Here is a 23054-nt window from a genome sequence, read left to right on the forward strand (position 1 = left end):
TCTGGTGTTGCCGCAGCGTTTTCACGCGAAGGTCGAGATCCGCTGGTCGGATATGGATGTGTTCCAGCATGTCAACCACGCGCGGATGGTGACGTTGCTGGAGGAGGCTCGCATTCCCTGGCTGTTCGACGAGGACAAGCCGACCGCCTCGATGGGCCGCCAGGGATGTGTTCTGGTCGACCTGCACGTGAAATACCGGGGCCAGCTCCGGCACGAGGACACCCCGCTCGATATCGCGATGTGGGTCAAGCAGCTGCGCGCGGTCGATTTCACCATCGGTTACGAGGTGCGGGCCAACGGCGCGGCGCCCGATTCGCCGCCCGCGGTCACCGCGACCACGCAGCTGGCCGCGTTCGACATCGAGACCCAGCGGCTGCGCAGGCTCAGTGACACCGAACGCGACTACCTGGCACTGTGGCGGGCCTGATTTCGTGAGTTCCGATCAGCGGGTGCTGCACACGCCCGACCCGGCCGAACGCGAGAACCTGGCCACCTTCCTCAGCCGGGCGTTGCGCCTGGACCCCGCCGCCGTCGTCCGGTTGCGCCGCCGCGGGTCGAGCCTGGTCTCGGCCTGGGTGGCGACCGGGTTCGAGACGCTCGCTGTGCGCACCGTCACCGCCGAACTCGGCGTCGACGACGCCACCGCCGCGGCCGATACGGTGCTGGCCGGGCTGCGCACCGGGCACCCGGTCGACCTCGGCTATTCGATGGATTCGGCCTGGCGCGGCGCGCTGCCCCCGGTCGACGGCTTCACCCACGTCGATGACGTGCCCGCCCGCGCCCTGGTGGAGCTGGCCGAGCGCGGTGCCGACGTGGCCCGCGAACACGGCGGCGCGCACGGCCCGCCCGCCTCGCTGCTGGACCAGTCGGTGCTCACCGTCACCGGCCCGGACGACCTCGCCGTCGAGGTCCCGATGCGCGTGGTCTTCGCCCTCACCGCCATGGACTTCATCCCGCACGCGGGGGAGAAGGCCGAATCCCGCCGCATCCAGCCCACCGAACTGGTCCGCGTCCGCGCGACCCGCACCTGGCTACGCCTGGACGCCCGCTACGGATCGGTTGCCCGTCGGTTGGGCGGCGGGATTCCGCTGTCGCCCAGCTGACGCGTGGGAATCAGACGGCGTGATTCCGCTGTCGCCCAGCTTGATTCATGAGTCCGGCGTCGGCGCTCGTCGACGCACCGCCGGGTGGCGAGTCGGTGGAGCGGTGGCGATTCCCCGCGACGACGCCGTGCCTCGACGCGCTGCGGTGATCGGGCGATGGCGGCTGGGCGCGATTGGTGCGCAGGGCGGCCGGTCTCGTCGTCCATCAACGCCTCGCATGTCGCCGAGTGGTCCTGTGTCGTCCCGGCGCGCCACGGTGAACAGGAAACACGGGTTCGCGTTCAGTGCACGCCCATCAGGCGCAGCAATGCCGTCGTGCCTGCCGCGGCGAGCACGGTGACCAGCAGTGGAGCGCGCCGCCAGGCGAGGACACCGCCGACCGCGACCCCGGCGGGCAGCGCGAGACCCAGGTCGCCGGAGCCGGTCGGCAGCGTCGCGGTCGCCACGAGAGCCGCGAGCAGGATGAGCGCGCCGGTGTCGAGCAGGTGGATCGCTCTGGGGGACAGGCGCAGTCGATGACGCAGCGCGGGTCCGGTCCAGCGGAGCGCGTAGGTGCCCGCGGCGAGGATCAGCATCGCGGGGAGCAGGGCCTGAGTGCTCATGACCGGCGCCCCTGGTGCGTTGGTCGCGCCATATCGGTCGCCGGGGGTCGTCGCCACCACGTCCTGGCGAGCGAAATGGCAAGGATGGCGATCGAGGTGGTCGGCTGATGACGCAGCGCGGGTCCGGTCCAGCGGAGCGCGTAGGTGCCCGCGGCGAGGATCAGCATCGCGGGGAGCAGGGCCTGAGTGCTCATGACCGGCGCCCCTCGTGCGTTGGGTGCGCCATGTCGGTCGCCGGGGATCGTCGCCACCACGTCTCGGCGAGCGAGCTGGCCATCCTGGCTAGCGAGCTGGCCAGGATGGCGAGGGAGGTGGTCGGCACGGCGAGCAAGATGGCCGAGACAGCGAGGGAGGTGGTCGCTGTGGCAAGCGAGGTGGCCGGGACAGCGAGGGAGGTGGCCGACGTGGCGTGCTCGTACCCGGGGATCGTCAGCATGACCGCGCCGCCGGTTCAGTAGGTGCCTTCTCCGGGGGCCGCAGGGCGAACACCAGGCCGGCCAGGGCGATCAGGACCGGGAGGCCCGCGGGGACGAACGGGGCGACGATCACGGCCAGCGCGGCGCCGACCAGGACCGGCCGCAGGGTGGACCGGTCGCGGAGGGCGGGCAGGATCAGGGCGAGCAGGATGACCGGGAAGACCGCGTCGAGGCCCAGCGCGGAGGTATCCGGGACGATCGCGCCGAGTGCGGCGCCCAGGGTCGCGCCGAGCGGCCAGCACAGGGCGACGCCGATGCCGCACGCCCAGTACGCGGCGCGTTTGCGCGCGTGGTCGCCGGGGGCGGTGGCGAAGGCAACCGACTCGTCGTTGAGGACGTGGATGCCGAGCACGCGCCGCCAGCCGCGGCCGAACACCTCCGGCGCCGACAGGCCGTAGGGCAGGTGCCGGGCATTGAGCAGCAGCCCGGCCACGACCGCCGCGATCGGGCTGCCCCCGGCCGCCACGATGCCGAAGAACAGCAGCTCCGAACCGCCCGCCAGCACCGTCACCGCCATCACGACCGGCATCCAGACCGGGAACCCGGCCGCGATCGTGGAGGCGCCGTAGGACACCCCGAACAGGCCGACGGCCAGGCAGGCCGCGGCCACAGCGGTACCGGTCCGCCGATCGAGTGTTCGCCATATCGAACGCATGTTTCTCATAGTGAACGGCGAGGGTGGGTAAAGTCAACGCGAACTCGCCAGCTCCCAGGAGGCGTTGATGGACCGGCAGGACCCGGTCGCCGGACCACCCCAAGCGGTGATCGCGGCGTCGCTGCGGCGCGAACGCGCCCGCGCAGGTTTGTCGCTGACCGAGGTCGCCAGCCGGGCCGGTGTCGCGAAATCGACTCTGTCGCAACTGGAGTCGGGCACCGGCAATCCCAGCCTGGAGACCCTGTGGGCGCTGTGTGTGGCACTGGAGATGCCGTTCTCCCGGCTGCTGGACCCGCCCCGGCCCAACGTCCAGGTGATCCGCGCCGACGAGGGCGCGCCGGTGCCCTCGGCCGACGCCGACTACCGGGTGACCTTGCTCGCAGCGGGCCAGTCACACACCCGCTGCGACGTGTACCGGATCGCGGCCGAGCCCGGGCACACCCGCCGCTCCGACCCGCACACCCCCGGTGTCGTCGAGCACGTGGTGCTGGCCGCCGGGCGCGCGCTGGTCGGCCCGGCGGACGAGCCGATCGAGATCGGCCCCGGCGACTACGTGCGCTACCTGGGTGATCTCCCGCATGTCTTCGAGGCGCTGGAGCCGGGCACCTGGGCCTCGATGGTGATCGAGAGCCCCTGACTCAGGCGGCGCCTTCGCCGAGGTACTGCAACCAGAGCGGATCCAGCTCGGCGGTGGTGGACAGCAGCCGCCAGTGCGGGCCTTTGGGCGAGACCAGCGGATGCCGCAGCGTCCAGCCCAGCTCGGCCAGCATCTTGTCGGCCTTGCGGTGGTTGCACGGGGCGCAACTGGCCACGCAGTTCTCCCACGAATGCTCGCCGCCGCGGCTGCGCGGGATGACATGGTCGATGGTCTCGGCCTTGCCGCCGCAGTAGCCGCACCGGTAGCGGTCGCGGTGCATGAGGGCGGCGCGGGTCATCGGGACCCGGGCGCGATAGGGCACCCGCACATAGGTGCGCAGGCGGATGACGGAGGGAATCGCCACGGCGGCCCCCGCGGAATGCAGGACCGGGGCGTCGGGATCGTCGTGCACGGCGTCGGCCTTGGCGCAGATCAGCAGGACCACGGCACGGCGCGCGGACAGGGCGGTGAGGGGCTCGTAGGTGGCGTTGAGGAGGAGGACCCGGCGTTTGCGCCATGCGGCGGCGTCGTGGTCTCCGGCGAGATGCAATGGCGCGGGGTGATGCGGCAGGTCGTGACGACCGGATGCGCCCGGATGGTGATCGGACAGGATGTGCAGCGGGATGGCCCCCGAGCCACGGTTGTGGACGTCGGCGGGCTGGAGTTGTCGGTGCGCGCGCGCCTCGTGTGACCGGGCGCCTGGTCGCTGCTTCATCGTGACCTCGATTTCATGATTGGCAGGATCATGTGGTATCTGGGGTCGATACTGTCACCCAGTTGACCACGCTCGCGCCGGTATTGCACGGCTATTTTTCAAACTTCCGGGTGAACTGTGGTTGAAGGGCCATGCGTTCGTGATGCACGCTGCCGCCGGGCGGGGCCGCCGGTGACCGGGGCACAATGGGGGACGTGACTTCAGGTGAGCAGACAACGACCTCGTTCTACGACGCGGTGGGCGGCGCGGAGACCTTCCGCCGGATCGTGTCGGTGTTCTATCGCGAGGTCGCTGCCGACGAGATCCTGCGCCCGATGTACCCGGAGGCCGACCTCGGCCCGGCCGAGCGGCGGCTGCGGATGTTCCTCGAGCAGTACTGGGGCGGCCCGCGCACCTACTCCGACGAGCGCGGGCACCCGCGGCTGCGGATGCGCCACCATCCCTTCGTCATCGGGCCGCTGGAGCGCGATGCCTGGATGCGGTGCATGACCATCGCGGTGGGCGAGATCGAGCCGTCGATCCTCGACGACGAACACCGCAAGGCCCTGATGGACTACTTCCGGATGGCCGCCGCGTCCTTGCAGAACGCCCCGGGCTGACCCGCGCCGGGTGCCCCGCGTTCGCTGATCACCGGCAGGTGGCGGCGCTATTTCGGGCCGATATCCGGGTTTACCGCGAGGTTTCGGCCCGGCGTGGCCGACGCTGGCGATTTGCCGGATCGCGAGAAAGTGGCCCGCGACAGGAATATTGCGGGCGAACTTTGGCAATATTGCGGTTGTGACACAGACACCTGCCTCGCCGGTGCCGGGGGAAAAAAGCACCGCTCCGTGGTGGACAACCGCCGTGTTCTATCAGGTCTATCCGCGTTCGTTCGCCGACTCCGATGGTGATGGAATCGGCGATCTGGGCGGTGTGCGCGAGAAGATGGGGTACCTCGAGCTACTCGGTGTGGACGCGCTGTGGATCTGTCCGGTGATGCGCTCGCCGCAGGCCGACGGCGGGTACGACGTGTCCGATCCGCGCGATATCGATCCGCTGTTCGGCGGGCTGGCCGCCATGGACGAGCTGATCGCCGAGGCCCACGATCGCGAGATCAAGGTCACGATGGATCTGGTACCCAATCACACCAGCGCCGAACATCCCTGGTTCACCGCGGCACTGGCCGCGGCTCCGGGCAGTCCCGAACGGGCCCGCTACCTCTTCCGCGACGGCCGCGGTCCCGACGGCGCCGAGCCGCCCAACAACTGGCCCAGCGTCTTCGGCGGCCCGGCCTGGACCCGCGTCACCGAGGCCGACGGCACGCCCGGCCAGTGGTACCTGCACATCTTCGCCGCCGAACAGCCCGACCTGAACTGGGACAACCCCGAGGTCGCCGACGACTTCGAGAAGACGCTGCGGTTCTGGCTCGACCGCGGCGTCGACGGCTTCCGCATCGATGTGGCCCACGGCATGGCCAAGCCCGCGGGCCTGCCCGACATGGACAAGGTCAGCACCCGCCTGCTCGTCAACGACGACGACGATCCGCGCTTCAACGACCCCGGCGTGCACGCCATCCACCGCCGTATCCGGGCCGTGCTCGACGACTACCCGCACGCGGTCTCGATCGGCGAGGTGTGGGTCGAGGACAACCTGCGCTTCGGCGAATACGTGCGCCCCGATGAACTGCACCTGGCCTTCAACTTCCGCCTGGCCGAGACCCCGTTCACCGCCGAGGGCGTGCGCACCGCGATCACCCACTCCCTCGAGGCGGTGCAGGCGGTCGGCGCGCCCCCGACCTGGACGTTGTCCAATCACGATGTCGAGCGCGAGGTCACCCGCTACGGCGGCGGCAAGACGGGCGTCGCGCGCGCCAGGGCGATGATGATGGTCGAGCTCGCGCTGCCGGGCGCGGTGTTCGTCTACAACGGCGCCGAACTCGGCCTGCCCAATGTCGACGATCTGCCAGAGGCGGTCCTCCAGGACCCGGTCTGGGAGCGCTCCGGCCACACCGAACGCGGCCGCGACGGCTGCCGGGTGCCGCTGCCGTGGGAGGGACGGACCCCGCCGTTCGGCTTCACCGACGGCCCGGACTCCTGGCTGCCGATGCCCGCCGACTGGGCCGACCGCACCGTGGAAGCCCAACTGGAGACGCTGCATTCGACGTTGTCGCTGTACCGCCTCGCCATCGACCTGCGCGGCACCCGGCCGGAATTCGCCGGTGACCGGATCGAGTGGTACGGCAGCCCCGACGACGCGCTGGCCTTCCGCAGGCCGGGCGGGCTTATCTGTGTGCTCAATGCCTCCGGCGCGCCGATCCAGCTGCCGCCGGGCGAGGTGCTGCTGGCCAGCGCCCCCGTCGTCGACGACCGGCTGCCCGCCGACGCGGCGGCCTGGCTGGTGTGACCCGGACAGGACACGCGCGCCTAACCGATGACCGGAGGATGAACTACTACACAGCATCGTCTACCGTTGGACCGTGAGCATTCTCGAGACAGTGCTGATCTTCGTCGGCATCCCGGCCGCGATCTACTTCGCGATCGCGGGTTTGTCCTATCTCGGTAAGCCATTTCCCGGTGACAAGCCGGCCCACTTCGCACTCGGGCAGAAGTGGACCCACTCGCCGGTGCTGTGGAGCGCTACCGACGAGGTGACCGCTGCTGCGGGTCACCACACCGCCGAGTCGCATGGCAGCCATGCGGCTCTCGAAGCCGCCGACGCGGCGCTGATCGGAGGCCGGGCAAGTGGCAAGTTCTAAGTGGCCCGCGGTGGTCGAGGCCGACCTGCCGCACGGTTCCGCGCTCACCAGCAGCGGCCGCGTCTCGGGCGTGCACGAGTCGGGCACCGTCTTCGACGAGGTGCCCTTCACCGACCGTGAGCGCATCATGCTCGACAACGCGCTCACCGAGGCGACCCGCGCCACCAAGGTGCGCTTCAACATCTACCTGGGCGATCTGGGCGGCGACCCGGCGACCGGCGCCGACGCGCTGCTGCCGAACACTCCCGAGGCGGCCGACTCGGTGCTCATCGCCGTCTCGCCCAACCAGGGCGCGATCGAGGTGCGCTCGGGTGCGAATGTGGCCGAGCGGGCCAACGACCGCATCTGCCAGCTGGGCGTCACCGCCGCGCTGGCCTCGTTCCGGCAGGGCAACCTGATCGACGGTCTGATCTCGGCGGTGCGCGTGATGGCCGCCGCCATCGGCCGCTAGTTCGTCGTTCCGCCGTCCGGCGCGTTCACCCGCGAAGGTGAACGCGCCGTTCGTGTCTCGGGCGCCGGAGCGGTATCGAGTAGTCTGATCGGCGGTTTCCCGGCCGCGCGTGGCGGCCGGCGGTGGCGCTGGGGGGAAGATGCAGGCAGGAATCGGTCGCGGGATCACGGCGGTGGCGCTGGCCTGTGTGCTGGCCGGGTGTGGGCAGGACGCGCCCGAGGTGGACGGGCCGGTCGCGGGGGCACCGCAGGCCCAGTTCTATACGCCCGCACCGGAATCGGTGCCCGGGGCGCGCGCGTCGGTGATCCGGGTCGAGCCGTTGAGCGGGCCGCAGGCGGTGCCGGGGGCCCGCAATTACTTGGCGCTGTACCGCTCGGTGGACGCCCGGGGCGCGACGGTCGCGGTGTCGGGCACGCTGGCCGTGCCGGAGGGGACGCCGCCTCCGGGTGGCTGGCCGCTGATCTCCTGGGCGCCCGGCACCAGCGGTATCGCCGATGTGTGCGCGCCCTCGCGCTCCGAGGGATCCTCGCCGAGCCGCGACGACCAGGCCCGCTGGATCGCTGCGGGCTACGCCGTGGCCCGGACCGACTACCAGGGCCTCGGCACGCCCGGCGAGCACGGCTATCTGATCGGGGAGACCGAGCAGCGCGCGGTGGCCGATCTCGCCGTCGCCGCCCGCGCCATCGACGCGTCGGTGGGGTCGCGCTGGGTGGCCATGGGGCATTCGCAGGGCGGGCACGCGGCACTGTTCGCGGCGAGCGCGTCGGGTGGCTGGGCGCCGGATACGCCGCTGCTCGGCGCGGTCGCGCTGGCGCCGGTCTCCCACCTGGGGCAGCAGGTGCGGATGGCCAAGTGGACGGTGTCCAACCCGCTCGGCAAGGTCGGCGCGGGGGATCTGGCGGTGTACGTGCCGCTGCTGGTGCGCGGCGCGCAGACGGTCACGGCGGTGGACCCCGGCCGGTTCCTCACCGAGCGGGCGGTCTCCCTGCTGCCCATCGCCGATTCCGAATGCAGTGCCGGGCTGCGCGATCGCGGCAAGTGGGGTGGGCTGTCCACCAAGGACGTGTTCTCCCGCGACGGCGACCTCTCGGCCCTGCTCGGGGTGCTCGACGACAACGATCCCAGCGGGCTGTCGTTCACCACCCCCGTGCTGGTGCTGCAGGGTCGCGACGACCTCACCGTGCTCCCGGCCTCGACCGACGCCATGGTCTCCGACCAGCAGAAGAACGGCCAGGACGTGGACTACCGCAAGTTCGACGAGACCGACCACAGCGAGATCGTGGCCGCCTCCTTCGCCGACGCCCTGGCCTGGGTGGACGCCCGGTTCGGCATCCGCCGCTGAGCCGGTTACGCCGAGAGCAGAAGAGCGCGGTGTTCCCGCACCGGGGTCCCTACCCTCGGAGTATGGGCGAGCACAAGGGACTGCGCGTGATTCCCGGCGGCCGCGAACGGCGGCCGGAACCGCTGTGGCGCGAGGCGCTGGGCGAGCACCTGCGCGCACTGCGGCAGGGGCAGCGCTCCACCCTGGTGGATACCGCCGGGCGGGCGGGTATCTCGCCGCAGTACCTGTCCGAGGTCGAGCGTGGGCGCAAGGAGCCGTCGAGCGAGATGATCGCCGCCCTCGCGGGTGCGCTGGGCACCTCGGTGGGTGATCTCGTCGGCCAGGTCGCCGAGGCGATGCGCAGGCGCGCGGCTGTCCCGGCCGCCGTGGTGGTCGGTGGGGATCGCCGGATCGTGGCACCCGCCTCGATGACACAGCCGCATGCGGTCGCGCCGAATGCCGTACTCCTCGCTGCCTGAACCTGCGGTCGCCGCCGGAACGCGAGGCCGCTGCCACGACCGTGAGGCGGCCAGAACGTACGGCGCTGCGCGAGTGCCAGGCCGATCGCGTCTGTGGTGATCGCTGGGCCGCCGATTGACGCGCCCGGGGAACCGTCGCACCGATACCCGGCCTCGCCGCCCCACCTGGCCGGTCGCTGATGGCGTGGCAGTGCGCGGTCTCGCCGAGGTCAGTGCGCCCCGACGGATTCGACCAGGTCGCGTAGTAGGTCGACCAGGGCGCCGACCGGCATCTCCGGGTCGATCGCGCGCTGCACACCGAGGCCGATACCGAGTGAGAGCAGTTGCAGCGCCGCGTCTTCCGCCGAGACGCGCAGGGTGACGCCCATCGTTTCGGTGTGGATCTGGATCAGTGAAGCCAGCATCGTCGTGAGGGTGCGGCGGCGTTCGGCCAGCTCGGAACGGACCTCGGGCAGGTGCCGGGTGCTGGTGGCGAATTCCACCTCGAGGGCCGTCCAGCCGACATCACCGATGTTCTCGTCGGCCCAGCGGCCGAAGCCCTCGATGCGCTCGCCCAGGGTTTCCGCTGCCAGCACCGCGTCCGACAGCGATTCGGCGCGTTCCACGTGCACCACGTCCAGCACGGCCAGCCCCAGCTCGTGCTTGGTGGCGAAGTTCGAGTAGACGGCGCCCTTGGAGAACCCCGCCTCGGCGGCGACCTTCTCCAGCGAGGTGACGTTGTACCCGTCGGCGAGGAACAGGCGCTTGGCGGTCTCGACGAGCCGCTCACGGGTGAGTGCGTGCGACTGTTTGCGCGACATCCTGGCCATGCGCAGGAGTTTAGCAAGAAGGGCTACCGCTGGAATTCGAATACCGTTAGTATCCGAATCATGACTACACGACGTGGCCTGGCCATCGGATGCGGTGGCATCCTCGGCTTCGCCTGGACCGCGGTCGCCCTCGAGGCCGTCGAACAGGCCCTCGATTGGGATGTCCGCACCGCCGATGTCCTGGTCGGCACCTCGGCGGGCGCCGAGATCGTCGCCGCCCTCGGTTCCGGCCGGACACCCGCCGACCTGATCGCCGCCCTCGACGCCGCCCCCACCGCCGACCCGGTCCTCGCCCGGCACGTGGCCGTGGACCCCGGCAAACTGCCCCCGCTCCCGAAACTCGGCCTGCCCGGCCTCGGCCTCCTCGGCACCGGCCTGCGCCGCCGCTCGGCGTACACCGCGCTGGCCGGGCTGCTGCCGCGCGGCGGCGGTGACGCCACCTGGCTGCGCGACTTCGGTCGATCGCTGGCAGGCCCGGACGGCTGGGTGCAGCACCCCGCCACCTGGCTGATCGCCGCCGACGCGGCCACCGGAGAGCGGACCGCCTTCGGCGCCGACACCGCCGAACCCCGGGTCGACCTCGGTGACGCCATCGCCGCCTCCTGGGCGATCCCCGGCTGGTTCCCACCGGTGCGGCTGGGCGAGCGCAATTACGTCGACGGTGGCGCGGTCTCGTCGGTCTCGGCGGATCTGCTGATCCCGCTCGAACTCGACGAGGTGGTCGTGGTGGCCCCGATGACCTCGGCCGGTGGTGAGCCCGCGACCGGTGTCGACCGCGTCGAACGGCTGCTGCGCGGCCAGATGACCCGCGGGCTGGACCGCGAGATCGCTCAGCTGCGCGCGGCGGGTACCCGGGTGATCCGGGTTGAGCCCGGCGCCGTCGACCTGGCCGTGATGGGCCCCAATTTCATGGATATCGCGCGGCGCGCGGCGACCCTCGAGATCGCCCGCCGTACCGCACCCACCCGCGTCGCGGCCGCAGTCCGCGCGGCCGAAGGAGTCAGCCTGTGAGCAACCACCACGACGTGATCGTGATCGGCGCCGGGATCTCCGGCATCTGCGCTGCGATCAAACTGGCCGAGGCCGGTATCGATGACGTGCTGATCGTCGAGAAGGCCGAGACCTTCGGCGGCACCTGGCGCGCCAACACCTACCCGGGGTGCGCCTGCGACGTGCCCTCGGGGCTGTACTCGTTCTCCTTCGCGCCCAACAGCGAGTGGTCGCGCCTGTTCGCGACCCAGCCCGAGATCCTCGGCTACGTCGACCGGGTGGCCCGCGAGCACGGGCTGGCCGCGCGCACTCGCTTCGGCATCGAGGTCACCGCCGCGCACTGGGACGTCCAGGCCCGGCGCTGGCGGCTGTCGACCGGCGAGGGCGAGCTGACCGCGCGCTTCGTCGTCTCGGCGGCGGGTCCGTGGAACGAGCCGCGCTTCCCTGAGATCCCCGGCCTGGCCGAATTCCCGGGCGAGGTCTTCCATTCCGCGCGCTGGAACCACGACTACGACCTGCGCGGCAAGCGCGTCGCGGTGGTGGGTTCGGGTGCCTCGGCGGTGCAGTTCGTGCCCGCCATCCAGCCCGAGGTCGCCGAGCTGCACCTGTTCCAGCGCACCGCGCAGTGGGTGCTGCCCAAGCTCGATCACGCGGTGCCCGCCGTGGAGAAGCGGATGATGCGCCGGATCCCGTTCGCGCACAAGGCCCTGCGCGGGATCGAGTACTCGATCATGGAGGGGCTCGGCGTCGCCTTCCGCCGTCCGCGCCCGCTCATGCAGGCGGTGCAGGCGGTCGGTTCGGCGTATCTGCGCGCGGTGGTGCGGGATCCGGCGCTGCGCGCCAAGCTCACCCCGGACTATCTGCTCGGCTGCAAGCGGATCCTGTTCTCCAACAGCTATCTCCAGTCGCTGACCCGCGCCAATGTCGAGGTGCACGCCACCGGTGTGACCGAGTTCCGCGGCAATGTCGCGGTCGGGGCCGATGGCAGCACCGCCGAGGTCGACGCCGTCATCCTCGGGACCGGCTTCCACATTCTCGACACCCCGCTGGCCGATATCGTCCACGGCGTCGATGGCCGGAGCATGGCCGAGCACTGGAAGGGCTCGCCGGAGGCGTATCTGGGCACGGTGACCACCGGTTTCCCCAACGCGTTCACCGTGCTCGGCCCCAGCCTCGGCACCGGGCACTCCTCGGCCTTCGCGATCCTGGAGGCCCAGGTCGACTTCCTGGTGACGGCCATCGCGAGCGCCCGGCGCGAAGGGTGGGCAGCGCTGGACGTGCGCCCGCAGGTGCAGGCCGCCTATGTCGACCAGGTGCAGGCCGCGCTCGCGACCACGGTCTACAACGCGGGCGGCTGCCAGAGCTACTACCTGGATGCCAACGGGCGCAACAGTTTCAGCTGGCCGTGGTCCACCGGCGAGCTGACCCGCCGGGTCAGTGCCTTCGATTCCGCCGACTTCACCCTCACCCACGACGACGTGGCCGTCCCGGCCTGATCGCGCACCGAAAGGACACAGCATGAGCTACCCCCGGATCGACCTGGACGGCGCGCTGATCGCGATCACCGGCGCCGCGCGCGGCATCGGCCTGGCCACCGCGCGGGCCTTCGTCGCGGCGGGCGCGCACGTCGCTCTCGGTGACCTGGACGAGGCGCTGGCCGTGCAGGCTGCCGCCGAACTCGGCGACCGCGCGATGGGCCACGCCCTCGACGTCACCGACAAGGCCTCCTACGCGGCGTTTCTCGACGCGGCCGCCCGGTGGCGCGGCCGTCCGCTCGACGTGCTGGTCAACAACGCGGGTGTGATGCCCAACGGCGCCTTCCTCGACCAGTCCGACCGGATCGACCAGCTCACCATGGACGTCAATGTCTACGGTGTCATCCACGGGATGCGCCTGGCCCTGCCCGGCATGGTCGAGCGCGGCCACGGCCATGTGGTGAACGTGGCCTCGCTGGCGGGCAAGTTCCCGATCAAGGGCCTGGCCGTCTACAACGCGAGCAAGTTCGCCGTGGTCGGCCTGACCGCGGCGACCCGCCTGGAGATGGACGGCACCGGCGTCAGCGTGAGCGCGGTGCTGCCCTCGGCGGTCCGCACCGAGCTCAGTTCCGGGATCGACTACGGCATCCTGCCCGCCGTCGACCCCGAGGACATCGCCGCCGCGGTGGTGCGCACGGTCACGACGCGGGCCGCCGAGACGGCGGTCCCCGGGTATGTCGGCCTGGCCGCCGATGCTGCCGGGCTGGTGCCCGAGCCGGTGATGAAGCTGCTGCGCAAGGCCGCCCACGACGACGCCGCCATCACCCGCGTCGACGACGAGGTCCGCCGCGTCTACCTGGACCGCATCGAAAAGCAGTGACCCCGAGGCGTCGGCGGTGCGGCGTTCCCGCGTCGCCGACGCACGGCCGAGGTCTGGGCGTCCGCCGAAGGCTCAGGTGCGTTCGTGCAGCACCTGGTCGACCAGTCCGTAGTCGAGCGCGGTCTCGGCGGTGAACACCCGATCGCGGTCGGTGTCGCGCCGGAGGGTCTCCGGCGTCTGACCGGTGTGCGCGGACAGGATTGCCTCGACCGCGGCGCGCATCCGGACGAGCTCGTCGGCTTGCAGGATCAGGTCCGGGATGGTGCCCTGACCGCGGGTCGCGGGCTGGTGCAACACGATCCGGGTGTGCGGCAGCATGGCGCGGTGCCCGGCCGCGCCCCCGGCCAGCAGCACCGCGCCGACCGCGATGGCCTGGCCGACGCAGGTGGTGTGCACCGGGGCCTTGATGAAGCGCATGGTGTCGTACACGGCGAGCATGGCCGACAGATCGCCGCCCTCGCAGTTGATGTAGAGGCTGATCGGCTGGCCGGGGCTGTCGGACTCGAGGTGCAGTAGTTGCGCGATGAGTGCGTTGGCGACACCGGAGTCGATGGGAGTGCCCAGGTAGACGATGCGTTCGCTGAGCAGGTGTGAGTAGATGTCGGTGATCCGCTCGCCACCGCGATGCTGGGAGACGACATTGGGAATCGTGTAGCTGGTCATGGTGAAGGCGCCTCTCGGGGCTAGGCGGTGATGCCGATGCGGTGGCGGTTGGGGACGACCTGGTCGAAGGACTCCACGATGTGATCGATGAACCCGTACTCCAGGGCCTGGGTGGCGGTGAACCAGCGATCGTGCAGCGAGTCCTCGTAGACGCGGTCGAAGGGCTGGCCGGTGTCGGCGGCGATCAGGCCGAGCACGGTATCGACCGTGTAGCGCAGATCGTCGGCCTGCACCTCGACCTCCACCGCGCTACCGCCGATCCCCGCCGAACCCTGATGCATGAGGATGCGGGCGTGCGGCAGCGCGAACCGGCGGCCGGGTGATCCCGAGGACAGCAGGAATTGCCCGGCGCTGCACGCCAATCCGAGCGCGAGGGTCGATACCTCACAGGGCACCAGGCGCATCACGTCGCGGATGGCGAGCATCGAGGGCACCGAGCCGCCGGGGGAGTGGATCCACAGCGAGATCGGTGCTTCGGGGGATTGCGCCGCCAGGGTCAGCAACTGGGTGATGAGCAGCGTGCCGTTGTCGTCGTCGAGGGCGCCGTCGAGTACCAGGATCCGGCGGGCGAAGAGTTGCTCGCGGGCCCGCCAGCTGAACATCGGGGTCTTGTCGTCGTGTGCCATGAATCCACGGTGCCCCGCGCACACGGTGCTCGGCCCCCATTGCTGCTGTGAGCGGATCTGCTGAGAGCAGTGTTTGTTGGAGCGCTGGCGCGCTCGAACCGCCGACTTCGTCGGCGATCCCTCCTCGAGGTCGGGATGTGCGGTGGTGGGAGTGCGGAATGCGCGAGGACCCGGTGTGGGGTGCACCGGGTCCTCTGGGGGTGTGGGTTACTTGGCGTCGAATTCCCGTGCGCGCAGGGAGCGTTCGATGCCAGCGCGGCCCTCGGAGACCAGGCGGTAGAGGGCGGGCGGGTGGTCACCGGCGAGGAACTCGTCGGCCTTGGCGACGGCGTCCTCGCTGATCGCCCAGTGCGGGTAGAGGCCGACCACCACGGTCTGGGCGACCTCGCTGGAGCGGCGCTCCCACACGGCGGGGATCTGGGCGAAGTACTTGTCCACGTACGGGGCCAGCAGCTCGCCCTGACCGGCGGGGGCGAACCCGCCGACGATGGCGCGGGCGGTGATGTTGGGGACCGAGTCGTCGCCCATCACGGTGTCCCAGGCCTGCGTCTTCACCTCGGCGATCGGGCGCGCGGTGGCCGCCGCGGCCGCCTGCCGCTTGCCCGCCGCGGTCGGGTCGCCCGCCAGCTCGGCGTCGATGGCCGGGGTCGCGGTGCCGTCGGCGTCGATCAGGCCCGCGGCCGCCAGCGCGGTGACCAGGCGCCAGCGCAGATCGGTGTCGACGGTGAGCCCGGCCAGCCCGGCTGCCGCCGGATCGGCGTCGAGCAGCGCGGCCAGCACCTCGGTGTGGCGGCGCGCCAGCTTCGCGCCGGTCAGCGCGTTGACGAAGGCGAGTTGATGATCCGAACCGGGCTCGGCCGCGCGGGCCAGCTCGAGCAGCCGGTCGGCGAAGCCGGGCCAGCCCTCCTGCTCGGCCCAGGCCGGATCGGCGTAGCTGCCGATGGCGGTATTGGCCTGCATGAGCAGCCGCTGCACCACGCCGATCTCGGACTCCGCGCCGATCCCGCGCTGCACCAGCGCCACGAAATCGCGGGCCTTCATCTCGGCCTGGCGGGTCATCTCCCAGGCCGCCGACCAGGCCAGCGTGCGCGGCAGCGAACCGGCGATGTCGCCGATGCGCTGCACCGCGACATCGAGGGAATCCGGGTCGAGGCGCAGCGAGCAGTAGGTGAGGTCGTCGTCGTTGACCAGCACCAGCTTGCCGCGCGCCGCGCCGACGAGCTCCGGCACCTCGGTGCGCGCGGCGGCGTCGAGGTCGAGCTCCACGCGCTGGGTGCGGACCAGCTTGCCGTCGACATCGTCGTAGATACCGATCGCGATCCGGTGCACGCGGTGTTCGCCCGCGCCCGGCGCGGCACCGTCCTGGGCCACGGCGAAACTCGCGAAGGTGCCGTCGGCGGCCACGGTGAACTCCGGGCGCAGGATGTTCAGGCCGGTGGTCTTGAGCCACTGCGCGCCCCAGTCCGACAGGTCGCGGCCCGAGGCCTTCTCCAGCGCGCGCAGCAGGTCGTCGAAGGTGGCGTTGCCGTAGGCGTGTTCGGCGAAGTAGTCACGCAGACCCGCCAGGAACGGCTGCAGGCCGACGTAGGCGACCAGCTGCTTGAGCACCGAGGCGCCCTTGGCGTAGGTGATGCCGTCGAAGTTCACCTCCACCGCGTGCAGGTCGGGGATGTCGGCGGCGATCGGGTGGGTGGAGGGCAGCTGGTCCTGACGGTAGGCCCAGGACTTCTCCACATTCGCGAAGGTGGTCCAGGCACTGGTGTATTCGGTGGCCTCGGCCTGGCACAGCACCGAGGCGAAGGTCGCGAACGACTCGTTGAGCCACAGGTCGTCCCACCACTTCATGGTGACCAGGTCGCCGAACCACATGTGCGCCATCTCGTGCAGCACCGTCTCGGCGCGGCGCTCGTAGGAGGCGCGGGTCACCTTGGACCGGAAGACGTAATCCTCGAGGAAGGTGACCGCGCCCGCGTTCTCCATCGCGCCCGCGTTGAACTCCGGCACGAACAGCTGGTCGTACTTGCCGAAGGCGTACGGCACGCCGAAGTTCTCGTGATAGAAGCCGAAACCCTGCTTGGTCTCGGTGAACAGGCGCTCGGCGTCCATGTGTTCGGCCAGCGAGGCCCGGCAGTACAGGCCGAGCGGGATCTCGCCGTGGGTGTCGGTGTAGCTGTCGGTCCACCGGGTGTACGGACCGGCGATCATGGCGACCAGGTAGGTGCTCATCTGCGGTGTGGTGGCGAAGGTGTGCCGCACCACCGCGCCGACCTCGTGCCGCTCGGCGGTGGCGCCGTTGGACACCACCTGCCAGTCGGCGGGGGCGGTGGCCACGATGTCGAAGGTGGCCTTGAGGTCGGGCTGGTCGAAGCAGGCGAACATGCGCTTGGCGTCGGCGGTCTCGAACTGCGAGTACAGGTAGACCTTGTCGTCGGCGGGGTCGACGAAGCGGTGCAGGCCCTCACCGGTGTGCGAGTACTCGCAGTCGGCCTCGATCACCAGCTCGTTGTCGGCGGCCAGCGACGGCAGCGCGATGCCGGTCGACTCGTCGTAGCCGCTGATGTCGAGCGGGTCGCCGTTGAGCACGGCCGAACGCACCTGCGCGGCCACCAGGTCGACGAAAGTGCTCGCGCCCGGGGTGGCCGAGAAGGTGACGGTGGTCTTGGAACCGAAGGTGTCCGACACTTCCGAACCCGCGCCTCGCGGCTGGTCGGTGAGGTCGAGTTCGATCCGGTAGTTCCGCACGGCCACCGTGGCGGCGCGTTCGACCGCCTGGTCGCGGGTGAGATTCGGGGCGGACATAGATCTCCTTCGTCGTCGACGAACACGGCACGGTTCGCGCGTGCCGGTGTTCCCCGGCGCGCGCATCAGCGTCCACAATGCCACCTGCCGCCGACCGCCGCTCCCGGGTTCACCCCGGACCCCGCACCGAGGGGGCCGACCGCTCCCACCTCGCGGCTCGACCGGCTTCGCTGCGCGTGCCGGTCGTCAGCGACGCGGTGTCCGCCCGGGGCGGCGCGCCGAGGGGGCACGCCACCCCGGGTATCCGGTCAGCGCAGGGTGACCACCAGTTTTCCGAAGGTCCGGTCGGTGTCTCCGAGGGCATGCGCGCGCGCCGAATCCGCCATCGGGAACACCCCGGCGATGGTGGGCGTGAGGGTGCCCGCGGCGAGGAGATCGGCGATGGCGTTCATCCCGGCGTGGTCGGCTTCCACGAGCAGGGCGGCCACTCGCACCCCCTGCCGGTCGGCCGCCGCGCGCACTTCCTCCACTCCGACCGGTTTGATGGTGATCAGCAGGCCGTCGGGGCGCAGGACCGGCAGCGAGCGCAGGCTGGTCTCGGCGCCCAGGGTGTCGAGCACGACGTCCACATCGCGTACCGCCGCCGCGAAGTCGACGGTGCGGTAGTCGATGAGCTCGTCGGCGCCGAGGGCCCGCAGCTGTTCGTGCTTGGCGGCACTGGCCGTCCCGATGACGTACGCGCCGCGCGCCTTCGCGATCTGCACCGCCAGGTGGCCCACGCCGCCCGCGGCCGCGTGGATCAGCACCCGCTGTCCCGCTTCGATTCTCGCGGTGTCGACCAGTGCCTGCCAGGCGGTCAGCGCGGCCAGCGGAGTCGCCCCGGCCACGATGTGGTCGACGGATGCGGGCTTGCGAGCGAAGGCCCTGGCCGGGCCGGTGACGTATTCCGCCATCGACCCGTGCCCGTACGGATAGGGCAGCATGCCGAACACCTCGTCGCCGGGCGCGAACAGCGTGACGCCGAAGCCGACGGCCTCGACGACACCGGAGACGTCCCAGCCCAGCACGAACGGCGGCGGAGGCAGGAACAGTCCGTCGAGCGCGCGGTGCTTCCAGTCGGTGGGGTTGAGCCCGGCCGCGTGCACGCGGACGAGCACTTCGCTCGGACCCGGGGTGGGGCGGGGCAATTCGATCTCGTGGAGGACCTCGGGTCCACCGAGGGTGTCCTGGCTGATGGCGCGCATGGTTTCGGTCATGCCGTAGACGGTGCCGGATCGCGTCCGCCCGGAAAATGGCAGAAAGGTCAGTATTCGATAGAATCGTGCCATGCATCGCGTGGTGGTTCTGGCACTCGACGGCGTCTACCCATTCGAACTCGGGACGCCACAGCGGATCTTCGGCACCCTCACCGACCGGTACGAGGTGCTGACCTGCTCGGTCGACGGGCAGCCCGTGCGTACCATCGCCGACTTCCGGATCGTCGTCGAACACGGAACCGAACTGCTGGCCACCGCCGACACCGTGATCGTCCCCTCCTGCGACACCGCCGACGCGATCGCCGGGCTGAGCGAGCCCACCCGCGCCGCGCTCGCCCACATCCGGCCGGGCACCCGGATCGTCTCGATCTGCACCGGCGCGTTCGTGCTGGCCGCCGCAGGTCTGCTCGACGGCCGCCCCGCCTCCACCCACTGGCGCCTGGCCGACGCGTTCCGGCAGCACTTCCCGCGCGTCCGGCTCGACGCCGACGTCCTGTTCGTCGACGACGGCGACATCCTGACCTCCGCGGGCGCGGCCTCGGGCGTCGACCTGTGCCTGCACCTCGTGCGCGCCGACCACGGCAGCGCGGTGGCCAATCAGGTGGCACGCCTGTGTGTCGTGCCGCCCTGGCGTGAGGGCGGCCAGGCCCAGTTCATCGACCAGCCGGTCCCCGATCCCGCCCAGGCGAGCACCGCCGCGACCCGGCACTGGGCCATGCAGCACCTCGAACTCCCGCTCACCATCACCGAGCTGGCCGCCCACGCGCGCATGAGCCCGCGCACCTTTGCCCGGCGTTTCGGCGACGAGGTGGGTCTGAGCCCCGGCCGCTGGCTCACTCAGCAGCGGGTCGCCCGGGCCCGGCACCTGCTCGAAGCCAGTGAGTTGTCGGTCGAGCAGATCGCGGGCCGGGTCGGCTTCGCCACCGGAACCTCCCTGCGCCAGCACTTCCAGGCGAGCGTCGGCGTGGCACCCCTGGCCTATCGCCGCACCTTCCGGCTCACCGACGATGATCGCGCGACGGCCTGAAACCCTAGCGGCGGTCGCCGGGTGAGCCCGCGCGACCCTCGGCGACCGCTCCGTCGGGAAATGTGACCGGCCTCGCGTCGCGGTGACCAGGCCCGATCCGGTGGCGGGGTGGGCCGGTAGAGTTCGCACAGACATCAGTCCGTATGCCCAGGATTCGGAGGCTCGACGTTGAAGCATGTGCACGCCGGGAAAGTTCGTGACCTCTATGAGGACGGCGACACCCTGCTGCTCGTTGCCTCCGACCGCGTGTCGGTCTACGACGTCGTGCTGCCCACCCCGATCCCGGAGAAGGGCGCACTGCTGACCCAGCTGTCGAACTGGTGGTTCGAGTACTTCACCGGCATCCCCAATCACGTGGTCTCGGCCACCGATGTGCCCGCCGAGTTCGCCGGGCGCGGTATCCGGGTCAAGCCGCTGAAGATGGTGCAGGTCGAATGCATCGCGCGCGGCTACCTGACCGGCTCGGGGCTCAAGGAGTACCAGCAGTCCGGGACCGTGTCGGGCATCGCGCTGCCGCCGGGTCTGCGGGACGGCGACAAGCTGCCCGAGCCGATCTTCACTCCGTCCACCAAGGCCGCCGAGGGCCACGACGAGGCGATCAGCTTCGCCGACGTGGTGAACCAGGAGGGCCGCGAGGTCGCCGAGCAGCTGCGCGAGCTGACCCTCGAGATCTACTCGCGCGGTGCCGAGCACGCGGCGAAGGCGGGCGTGATCGTCGCCGACACCAAGGTCGAATTCGGCTGGGACGGTGCGGTACTCACCCTCGGTGACGAGGTGCTCACCTCGGATTCCTCGCGCTTCTGGCCCGCCGACGAGTGGGAGCCGGGCCGCCCCCAGCGCTCCTTCGACAAGCAGTTCGTGCGCGACTGGTCGACCTCCACCGGCTGGAACAAGGAGTACCCGGGCCCGGAGATCCCCGCCGACATCGTCGAGGTGACCCGCCGCAAGTACGAAGACGCCTACGAGCGCATCACCGGTAAGACCTGGACCGGCATCCAGCACTGACCGGCGCGCGGCGCCGGTCAGTGCACCGGCGCCGCCACCCCCTTCACCGCGCAGATGTGCGCCATATTGTCGTTGCCCCACGACCCGAGCGTCACCAGCGCCGCGTTGAGTGAGACCCCGAGCTCGGTGAGCGAGTACTCCACCTTCGGCGGCACCTGCGGGTAGATCTCGCGGCGCACGATGCCGTCGTGCTCGAGCTCGCGCAACTGCTGGATCAGCATCTTCTCGGTGACCCCCGGCACGAGCCGTTTCAGCTCACCGAAGCGCTGGGTGCCGGTGGACAGTGCCCACAGGATCAGCGCCTTCCACTTGCCGCCGACCACATCGAGCGCGGCATCGATCCCGCAGGAATACGGACGCTCTCGCTGCTTCATACGCGCCTTACTTACTTTTTGGTGAGTATTGGACTTGATAGTCGGTACTTGTCGATTGTAGCGCGCGAGGCGAAGCTGGATGGGCATCGCCGAGCGGCGGCGCGAGCTACAGGACAAGGGGAAGATATGACCGATTCGGTGACGGCACAGCGGGTTTCGGTGCTCGGTCTCGGTGCCATGGGCACCGCGCTGGCGCAGGCGCTGCTGGCCGCTGGACACGAGGTGACGGTGTGGAACCGCACCGCCGCGCGGGCCGAGGCGTTGGCGGCCGAGGGTGCGACAGTGGCGGCCACGGCCGCGCAGGCGCTCACGGCGGCCGAGCTGGTGATCCTGTGCGTGCTCGACGACGCGGCGGTGCGCGAGCACGTCGAGCCCGCCGTCGAGAGCCTGCGCGGCCGGGTGGTGGTGAACCTGACCACGACCTCGCCCGAACAGGCGCGGGCGCTGGGCCGGTGGGCCGAGGCCGAGCGGATCGCCTGGATCGACGGCGGCATCATGGCCGTGCCGTCGATGATCGGCGGGCCGGACGCCTTCGTGCTCTACAGCGGAGCGGCGGCGGCCTTCGCGAAGTACCGGACGGTGCTGGAGGTGTTCGGCCGGGCCGAGTTCGTCGGCGCCGATCCCGGCGCGGCCGCCATGTACGACGTGTCGATCCTCGGCGGCATGTACGCCATGTTCGCCGCCTTCGCGCAGGGCGGCGCGATGGTGCGCACCACCGGCGGTTCGGCGGCACAGCTGGCGGCCCTGATGGCGCCGTTCCTCCAGGCCATGACGGCGATGCTCGCCCAGTACGCACCCGGGATCGACACTCCGGACCAGTACGTTCCCGAACAGAGCGACGAATTCACCGCCGCTGCCATCGGCCTGATCGACAAGGCGGCCACCGAATCCGGCACGCCCACCGAACTGTTCGGTGTCCTGCGCCGGACACTCACCGGACCGTGAGGGCGCCACCGCCCCACGTCAGCACGGCCTCGTCGATCTGTCCCACCGCTGCGCGGATGTCCCGTCGCCGATGGCCGCTGCCCACTGACCGGCAGCACGGCCCTGGCGGTCTGTCCCACCGTTTCGCGGCCGCCGCCCTCGCCGCGTCAACGCCGCTGTCCGGTCGCCGAGGGCTGCCGCCCGCTCACCGGCAGCGGCCCGGCGCCGCCGCGGTGGTCGGCACCACGGCGGCGCGGCTGTCCCGTGCTGGACCGCCATGGGTGCGGCGCGGTGGCCGGGGTGGTCACCGCGCCGTGGTCGCCGGGTCAGGCGTTGACGAGTTCCGTGGCGACGAACTCGTCGACGAAGCCCGCCGCCGTCGCGTCGAAGGCGGCGTAGTGAGCGGCCCTCGCATCGCCCTCGATCGCGGCGCCGATCACCAGATTGCCCTCGCTGTCGAGGCTCTGCGGCTGGTCCTCGGCATCGGGGAGCAGGCCGACGCGCGAGTGCGCGAAACCGCTGTAGTAGGCCAGGCCCTCGCTGAGCTGGGCCTCCAGCAGCTGATGCATGCCGGAGATGATCTCGTCCGCGGCGGTGGCACCGGCCAGGCCGAGCCACAGGATGCGTTTGCCCGCCAGCCGGGGCTTGCTGCGGCCGTAGGCGAAACCGTAGTTCCAGACTCGGTCGATCCAGCCCTTGAGGATGGCGGGGGTGCTCTGCCAGTAGACCGGGAACACCACGACCACCACTTGCGCGGCCAGGATGCGCCGCATGTGGGCCTCGGCCTCGTCGGAGTACCGCTTGTCGCGGTCGCCCCAGTCGGGCTGGTCGGCCACGGTCATCCGGGGGTCGAAGTTCTCGGCGTGCAGGTCGAGCAGGTCGACGGTGTAGCCCGCGGCGGCGAGCCTGCCGACCGCCAGCTGCGCGACATGCGCCGACAGCGAATCGGCGCGATGATGGGCGAGCACGACGAGTGCGGTGCGCGAAGCGGATTCGGTGGTGGAGAGCGACTGCGACACGGTGGGACTCCCTGCTGATCTTGGGGGCGCGCTGCCCCGGTACCTAGAGTCAACCGGGAATCGTGTGGACGATCTATGGGTGATCATCTCGGCT

The 23054-nt window shown here is 70.8% G+C and carries 27 protein-coding genes; 16 read left to right on the plus strand and 11 right to left on the minus strand.

What is annotated here, in order from left to right; translation table 11 throughout:
- The first annotated feature begins 1 nt into the window (after position 1).
- Positions 2 to 427, plus strand: a complete 426-nt coding sequence (locus tag WA675_RS07580; protein ID WP_336083587.1) for an acyl-CoA thioesterase — start codon at positions 2 to 4, stop codon at positions 425 to 427.
- Positions 428 to 431: 4 nt separating this feature from the next.
- Positions 432 to 1103 (plus strand): hypothetical protein, encoded by a 672-nt coding sequence (locus WA675_RS07585; RefSeq protein WP_336083101.1) that lies wholly within the window; start codon positions 432 to 434, stop codon positions 1101 to 1103.
- A gap of 281 nt (positions 1104 to 1384) precedes the next feature.
- Here the strand turns inward: WA675_RS07585 and WA675_RS07590 are convergent, their stop codons facing one another.
- Positions 1385 to 1705, minus strand: coding sequence for an AzlD domain-containing protein (locus tag WA675_RS07590; protein WP_336083103.1), 321 nt, complete (start codon positions 1703 to 1705; stop codon positions 1385 to 1387).
- Positions 1702 to 1899 (minus strand): hypothetical protein, encoded by a 198-nt coding sequence (locus tag WA675_RS07595; RefSeq protein WP_336083105.1) that lies wholly within the window; start codon positions 1897 to 1899, stop codon positions 1702 to 1704. Before WA675_RS07595 ends, WA675_RS07590 begins: the two co-directional genes overlap by 4 nt.
- Before the next feature lie 30 nt (positions 1900 to 1929).
- Here WA675_RS07595 and WA675_RS07600 point away from each other — a divergent pair, with 30 nt between their 5' ends.
- A complete protein-coding gene (locus WA675_RS07600) occupies positions 1930 to 2163 on the plus strand; it encodes a hypothetical protein (RefSeq protein ID WP_336083106.1) in 234 nt (77 codons plus the stop codon).
- Here WA675_RS07600 and WA675_RS07605 read toward each other — a convergent pair.
- A complete protein-coding gene (locus tag WA675_RS07605; protein ID WP_336083108.1) occupies positions 2135 to 2836 on the minus strand; it encodes an AzlC family ABC transporter permease in 702 nt (233 codons plus the stop codon). The two genes, WA675_RS07600 and WA675_RS07605, sit on opposite strands and share 29 nt — an antisense overlap.
- A 67-nt stretch (positions 2837 to 2903) precedes the next feature.
- Here WA675_RS07605 and WA675_RS07610 point away from each other — a divergent pair, with 67 nt between their 5' ends.
- Positions 2904 to 3473 carry a helix-turn-helix domain-containing protein gene (locus WA675_RS07610; protein ID WP_336083109.1) on the plus strand — a complete coding sequence of 190 codons (570 nt, stop codon included), beginning with the start codon at positions 2904 to 2906 and terminating at the stop codon, positions 3471 to 3473.
- 1 nt (position 3474) lies between these two features.
- On the opposite strand, the gene WA675_RS07615 is transcribed toward WA675_RS07610, so the two are convergent.
- Entirely contained in the window at positions 3475 to 4188 is a 714-nt protein-coding gene (locus WA675_RS07615) for an HNH endonuclease (protein ID WP_336083111.1), read from the minus strand.
- Positions 4189 to 4373: 185 nt separating this feature from the next.
- Here WA675_RS07615 and WA675_RS07620 point away from each other — a divergent pair, with 185 nt between their 5' ends.
- The 6 genes from WA675_RS07620 (at position 4374) to WA675_RS07645 (ending at position 9173) form a co-directional block, all read left to right on the plus strand.
- Complete coding sequence (locus tag WA675_RS07620) at positions 4374 to 4787, plus strand: globin (protein ID WP_336083112.1); 414 nt, start codon at positions 4374 to 4376, stop codon at positions 4785 to 4787.
- Positions 4788 to 4965: 178 nt separating this feature from the next.
- Positions 4966 to 6570 (plus strand): glycoside hydrolase family 13 protein, encoded by a 1605-nt coding sequence (locus WA675_RS07625; RefSeq protein ID WP_442945570.1) that lies wholly within the window; start codon positions 4966 to 4968, stop codon positions 6568 to 6570.
- Between the two features lie 73 nt (positions 6571 to 6643).
- Complete coding sequence (ctaJ, locus tag WA675_RS07630; RefSeq protein WP_336083114.1) at positions 6644 to 6922, plus strand: aa3-type cytochrome oxidase subunit CtaJ; 279 nt, start codon at positions 6644 to 6646, stop codon at positions 6920 to 6922.
- A complete protein-coding gene (locus tag WA675_RS07635; protein WP_336083116.1) occupies positions 6909 to 7373 on the plus strand; it encodes a DUF5130 domain-containing protein in 465 nt (154 codons plus the stop codon). Before ctaJ ends, WA675_RS07635 begins: the two co-directional genes overlap by 14 nt.
- Before the next feature lie 139 nt (positions 7374 to 7512).
- Positions 7513 to 8715 carry an alpha/beta hydrolase family protein gene (locus WA675_RS07640; RefSeq protein ID WP_336083117.1) on the plus strand — a complete coding sequence of 401 codons (1203 nt, stop codon included), beginning with the start codon at positions 7513 to 7515 and terminating at the stop codon, positions 8713 to 8715.
- A gap of 62 nt (positions 8716 to 8777) precedes the next feature.
- Entirely contained in the window at positions 8778 to 9173 is a 396-nt protein-coding gene (locus WA675_RS07645; RefSeq protein WP_336083118.1) for a helix-turn-helix domain-containing protein, read from the plus strand.
- Positions 9174 to 9382: 209 nt separating this feature from the next.
- Here the strand turns inward: WA675_RS07645 and WA675_RS07650 are convergent, their stop codons facing one another.
- Positions 9383 to 9982, minus strand: a complete 600-nt coding sequence (locus WA675_RS07650; protein WP_336083119.1) for a TetR/AcrR family transcriptional regulator — start codon at positions 9980 to 9982, stop codon at positions 9383 to 9385.
- Between the two features lie 60 nt (positions 9983 to 10042).
- On the opposite strand from WA675_RS07650, the gene WA675_RS07655 reads away from it, so the two are divergent.
- From WA675_RS07655 to WA675_RS07665, 3 genes are read left to right on the plus strand one after another with little or no spacing between them, the layout of a single operon-like run.
- Positions 10043 to 10993 carry a patatin-like phospholipase family protein gene (locus tag WA675_RS07655; protein WP_336083120.1) on the plus strand — a complete coding sequence of 317 codons (951 nt, stop codon included), beginning with the start codon at positions 10043 to 10045 and terminating at the stop codon, positions 10991 to 10993.
- The gene (locus WA675_RS07660) at positions 10990 to 12468 is read left to right on the plus strand and encodes a flavin-containing monooxygenase (RefSeq protein ID WP_336083121.1); all 1479 of its coding nucleotides are present in this window, start codon (positions 10990 to 10992) and stop codon (positions 12466 to 12468) included. The genes WA675_RS07655 and WA675_RS07660 overlap by 4 nt, the downstream gene beginning before the upstream one ends.
- 22 nt (positions 12469 to 12490) lie before the next feature.
- On the plus strand, positions 12491 to 13327 hold the full coding sequence (locus WA675_RS07665; RefSeq protein WP_336083122.1) for an SDR family oxidoreductase: 837 nt from the start codon (positions 12491 to 12493) through the stop codon (positions 13325 to 13327).
- Between the two features lie 72 nt (positions 13328 to 13399).
- Here WA675_RS07665 and WA675_RS07670 read toward each other — a convergent pair whose 3' ends face one another.
- From WA675_RS07670 to WA675_RS07685, 4 genes are all read right to left on the minus strand, one after another.
- On the minus strand, positions 13400 to 13990 hold the full coding sequence (locus WA675_RS07670) for a ClpP family protease (protein ID WP_336083123.1): 591 nt from the start codon (positions 13988 to 13990) through the stop codon (positions 13400 to 13402).
- 20 nt (positions 13991 to 14010) lie between these two features.
- Positions 14011 to 14616 carry a ClpP family protease gene (locus tag WA675_RS07675; RefSeq protein WP_336083125.1) on the minus strand — a complete coding sequence of 202 codons (606 nt, stop codon included), beginning with the start codon at positions 14614 to 14616 and terminating at the stop codon, positions 14011 to 14013.
- A gap of 207 nt (positions 14617 to 14823) precedes the next feature.
- Positions 14824 to 17415: an aminopeptidase N gene (gene pepN / locus WA675_RS07680; protein WP_336083127.1), complete on the minus strand. Its 2592-nt coding sequence runs from the start codon at positions 17413 to 17415 to the stop codon at positions 14824 to 14826.
- A 248-nt stretch (positions 17416 to 17663) separates the two neighbouring features.
- Positions 17664 to 18611, minus strand: a complete 948-nt coding sequence (locus WA675_RS07685; protein ID WP_336083129.1) for an NADP-dependent oxidoreductase — start codon at positions 18609 to 18611, stop codon at positions 17664 to 17666.
- A 70-nt stretch (positions 18612 to 18681) separates the two neighbouring features.
- Here WA675_RS07685 and WA675_RS07690 point away from each other — a divergent pair, with 70 nt between their 5' ends.
- Positions 18682 to 19638 carry a GlxA family transcriptional regulator gene (locus WA675_RS07690; protein WP_336083131.1) on the plus strand — a complete coding sequence of 319 codons (957 nt, stop codon included), beginning with the start codon at positions 18682 to 18684 and terminating at the stop codon, positions 19636 to 19638.
- Between the two features lie 168 nt (positions 19639 to 19806).
- Positions 19807 to 20643 (plus strand): phosphoribosylaminoimidazolesuccinocarboxamide synthase, encoded by an 837-nt coding sequence (locus WA675_RS07695; RefSeq protein ID WP_336083132.1) that lies wholly within the window; start codon positions 19807 to 19809, stop codon positions 20641 to 20643.
- A 17-nt stretch (positions 20644 to 20660) separates the two neighbouring features.
- Here the strand turns inward: WA675_RS07695 and WA675_RS07700 are convergent, their stop codons facing one another.
- The gene (locus tag WA675_RS07700) at positions 20661 to 21017 is read right to left on the minus strand and encodes a winged helix-turn-helix transcriptional regulator (RefSeq protein WP_336083133.1); all 357 of its coding nucleotides are present in this window, start codon (positions 21015 to 21017) and stop codon (positions 20661 to 20663) included.
- 21 nt (positions 21018 to 21038) lie between these two features.
- On the opposite strand from WA675_RS07700, the gene WA675_RS07705 reads away from it, so the two are divergent.
- A complete protein-coding gene (locus tag WA675_RS07705; protein ID WP_336083134.1) occupies positions 21039 to 21962 on the plus strand; it encodes an NAD(P)-binding domain-containing protein in 924 nt (307 codons plus the stop codon).
- 305 nt (positions 21963 to 22267) lie between these two features.
- On the opposite strand, the gene WA675_RS07710 is transcribed toward WA675_RS07705, so the two are convergent.
- A complete protein-coding gene (locus tag WA675_RS07710) occupies positions 22268 to 22960 on the minus strand; it encodes an NAD(P)H oxidoreductase (protein ID WP_336083135.1) in 693 nt (230 codons plus the stop codon).
- Positions 22961 to 23054: the final 94 nt, after the last annotated feature.

This window comes from Nocardia sp. SSK8 (genome assembly GCF_037034205.1).
In the GTDB taxonomy this organism is placed as follows: Bacteria; Actinomycetota; Actinomycetes; order Mycobacteriales; family Mycobacteriaceae; genus Nocardia.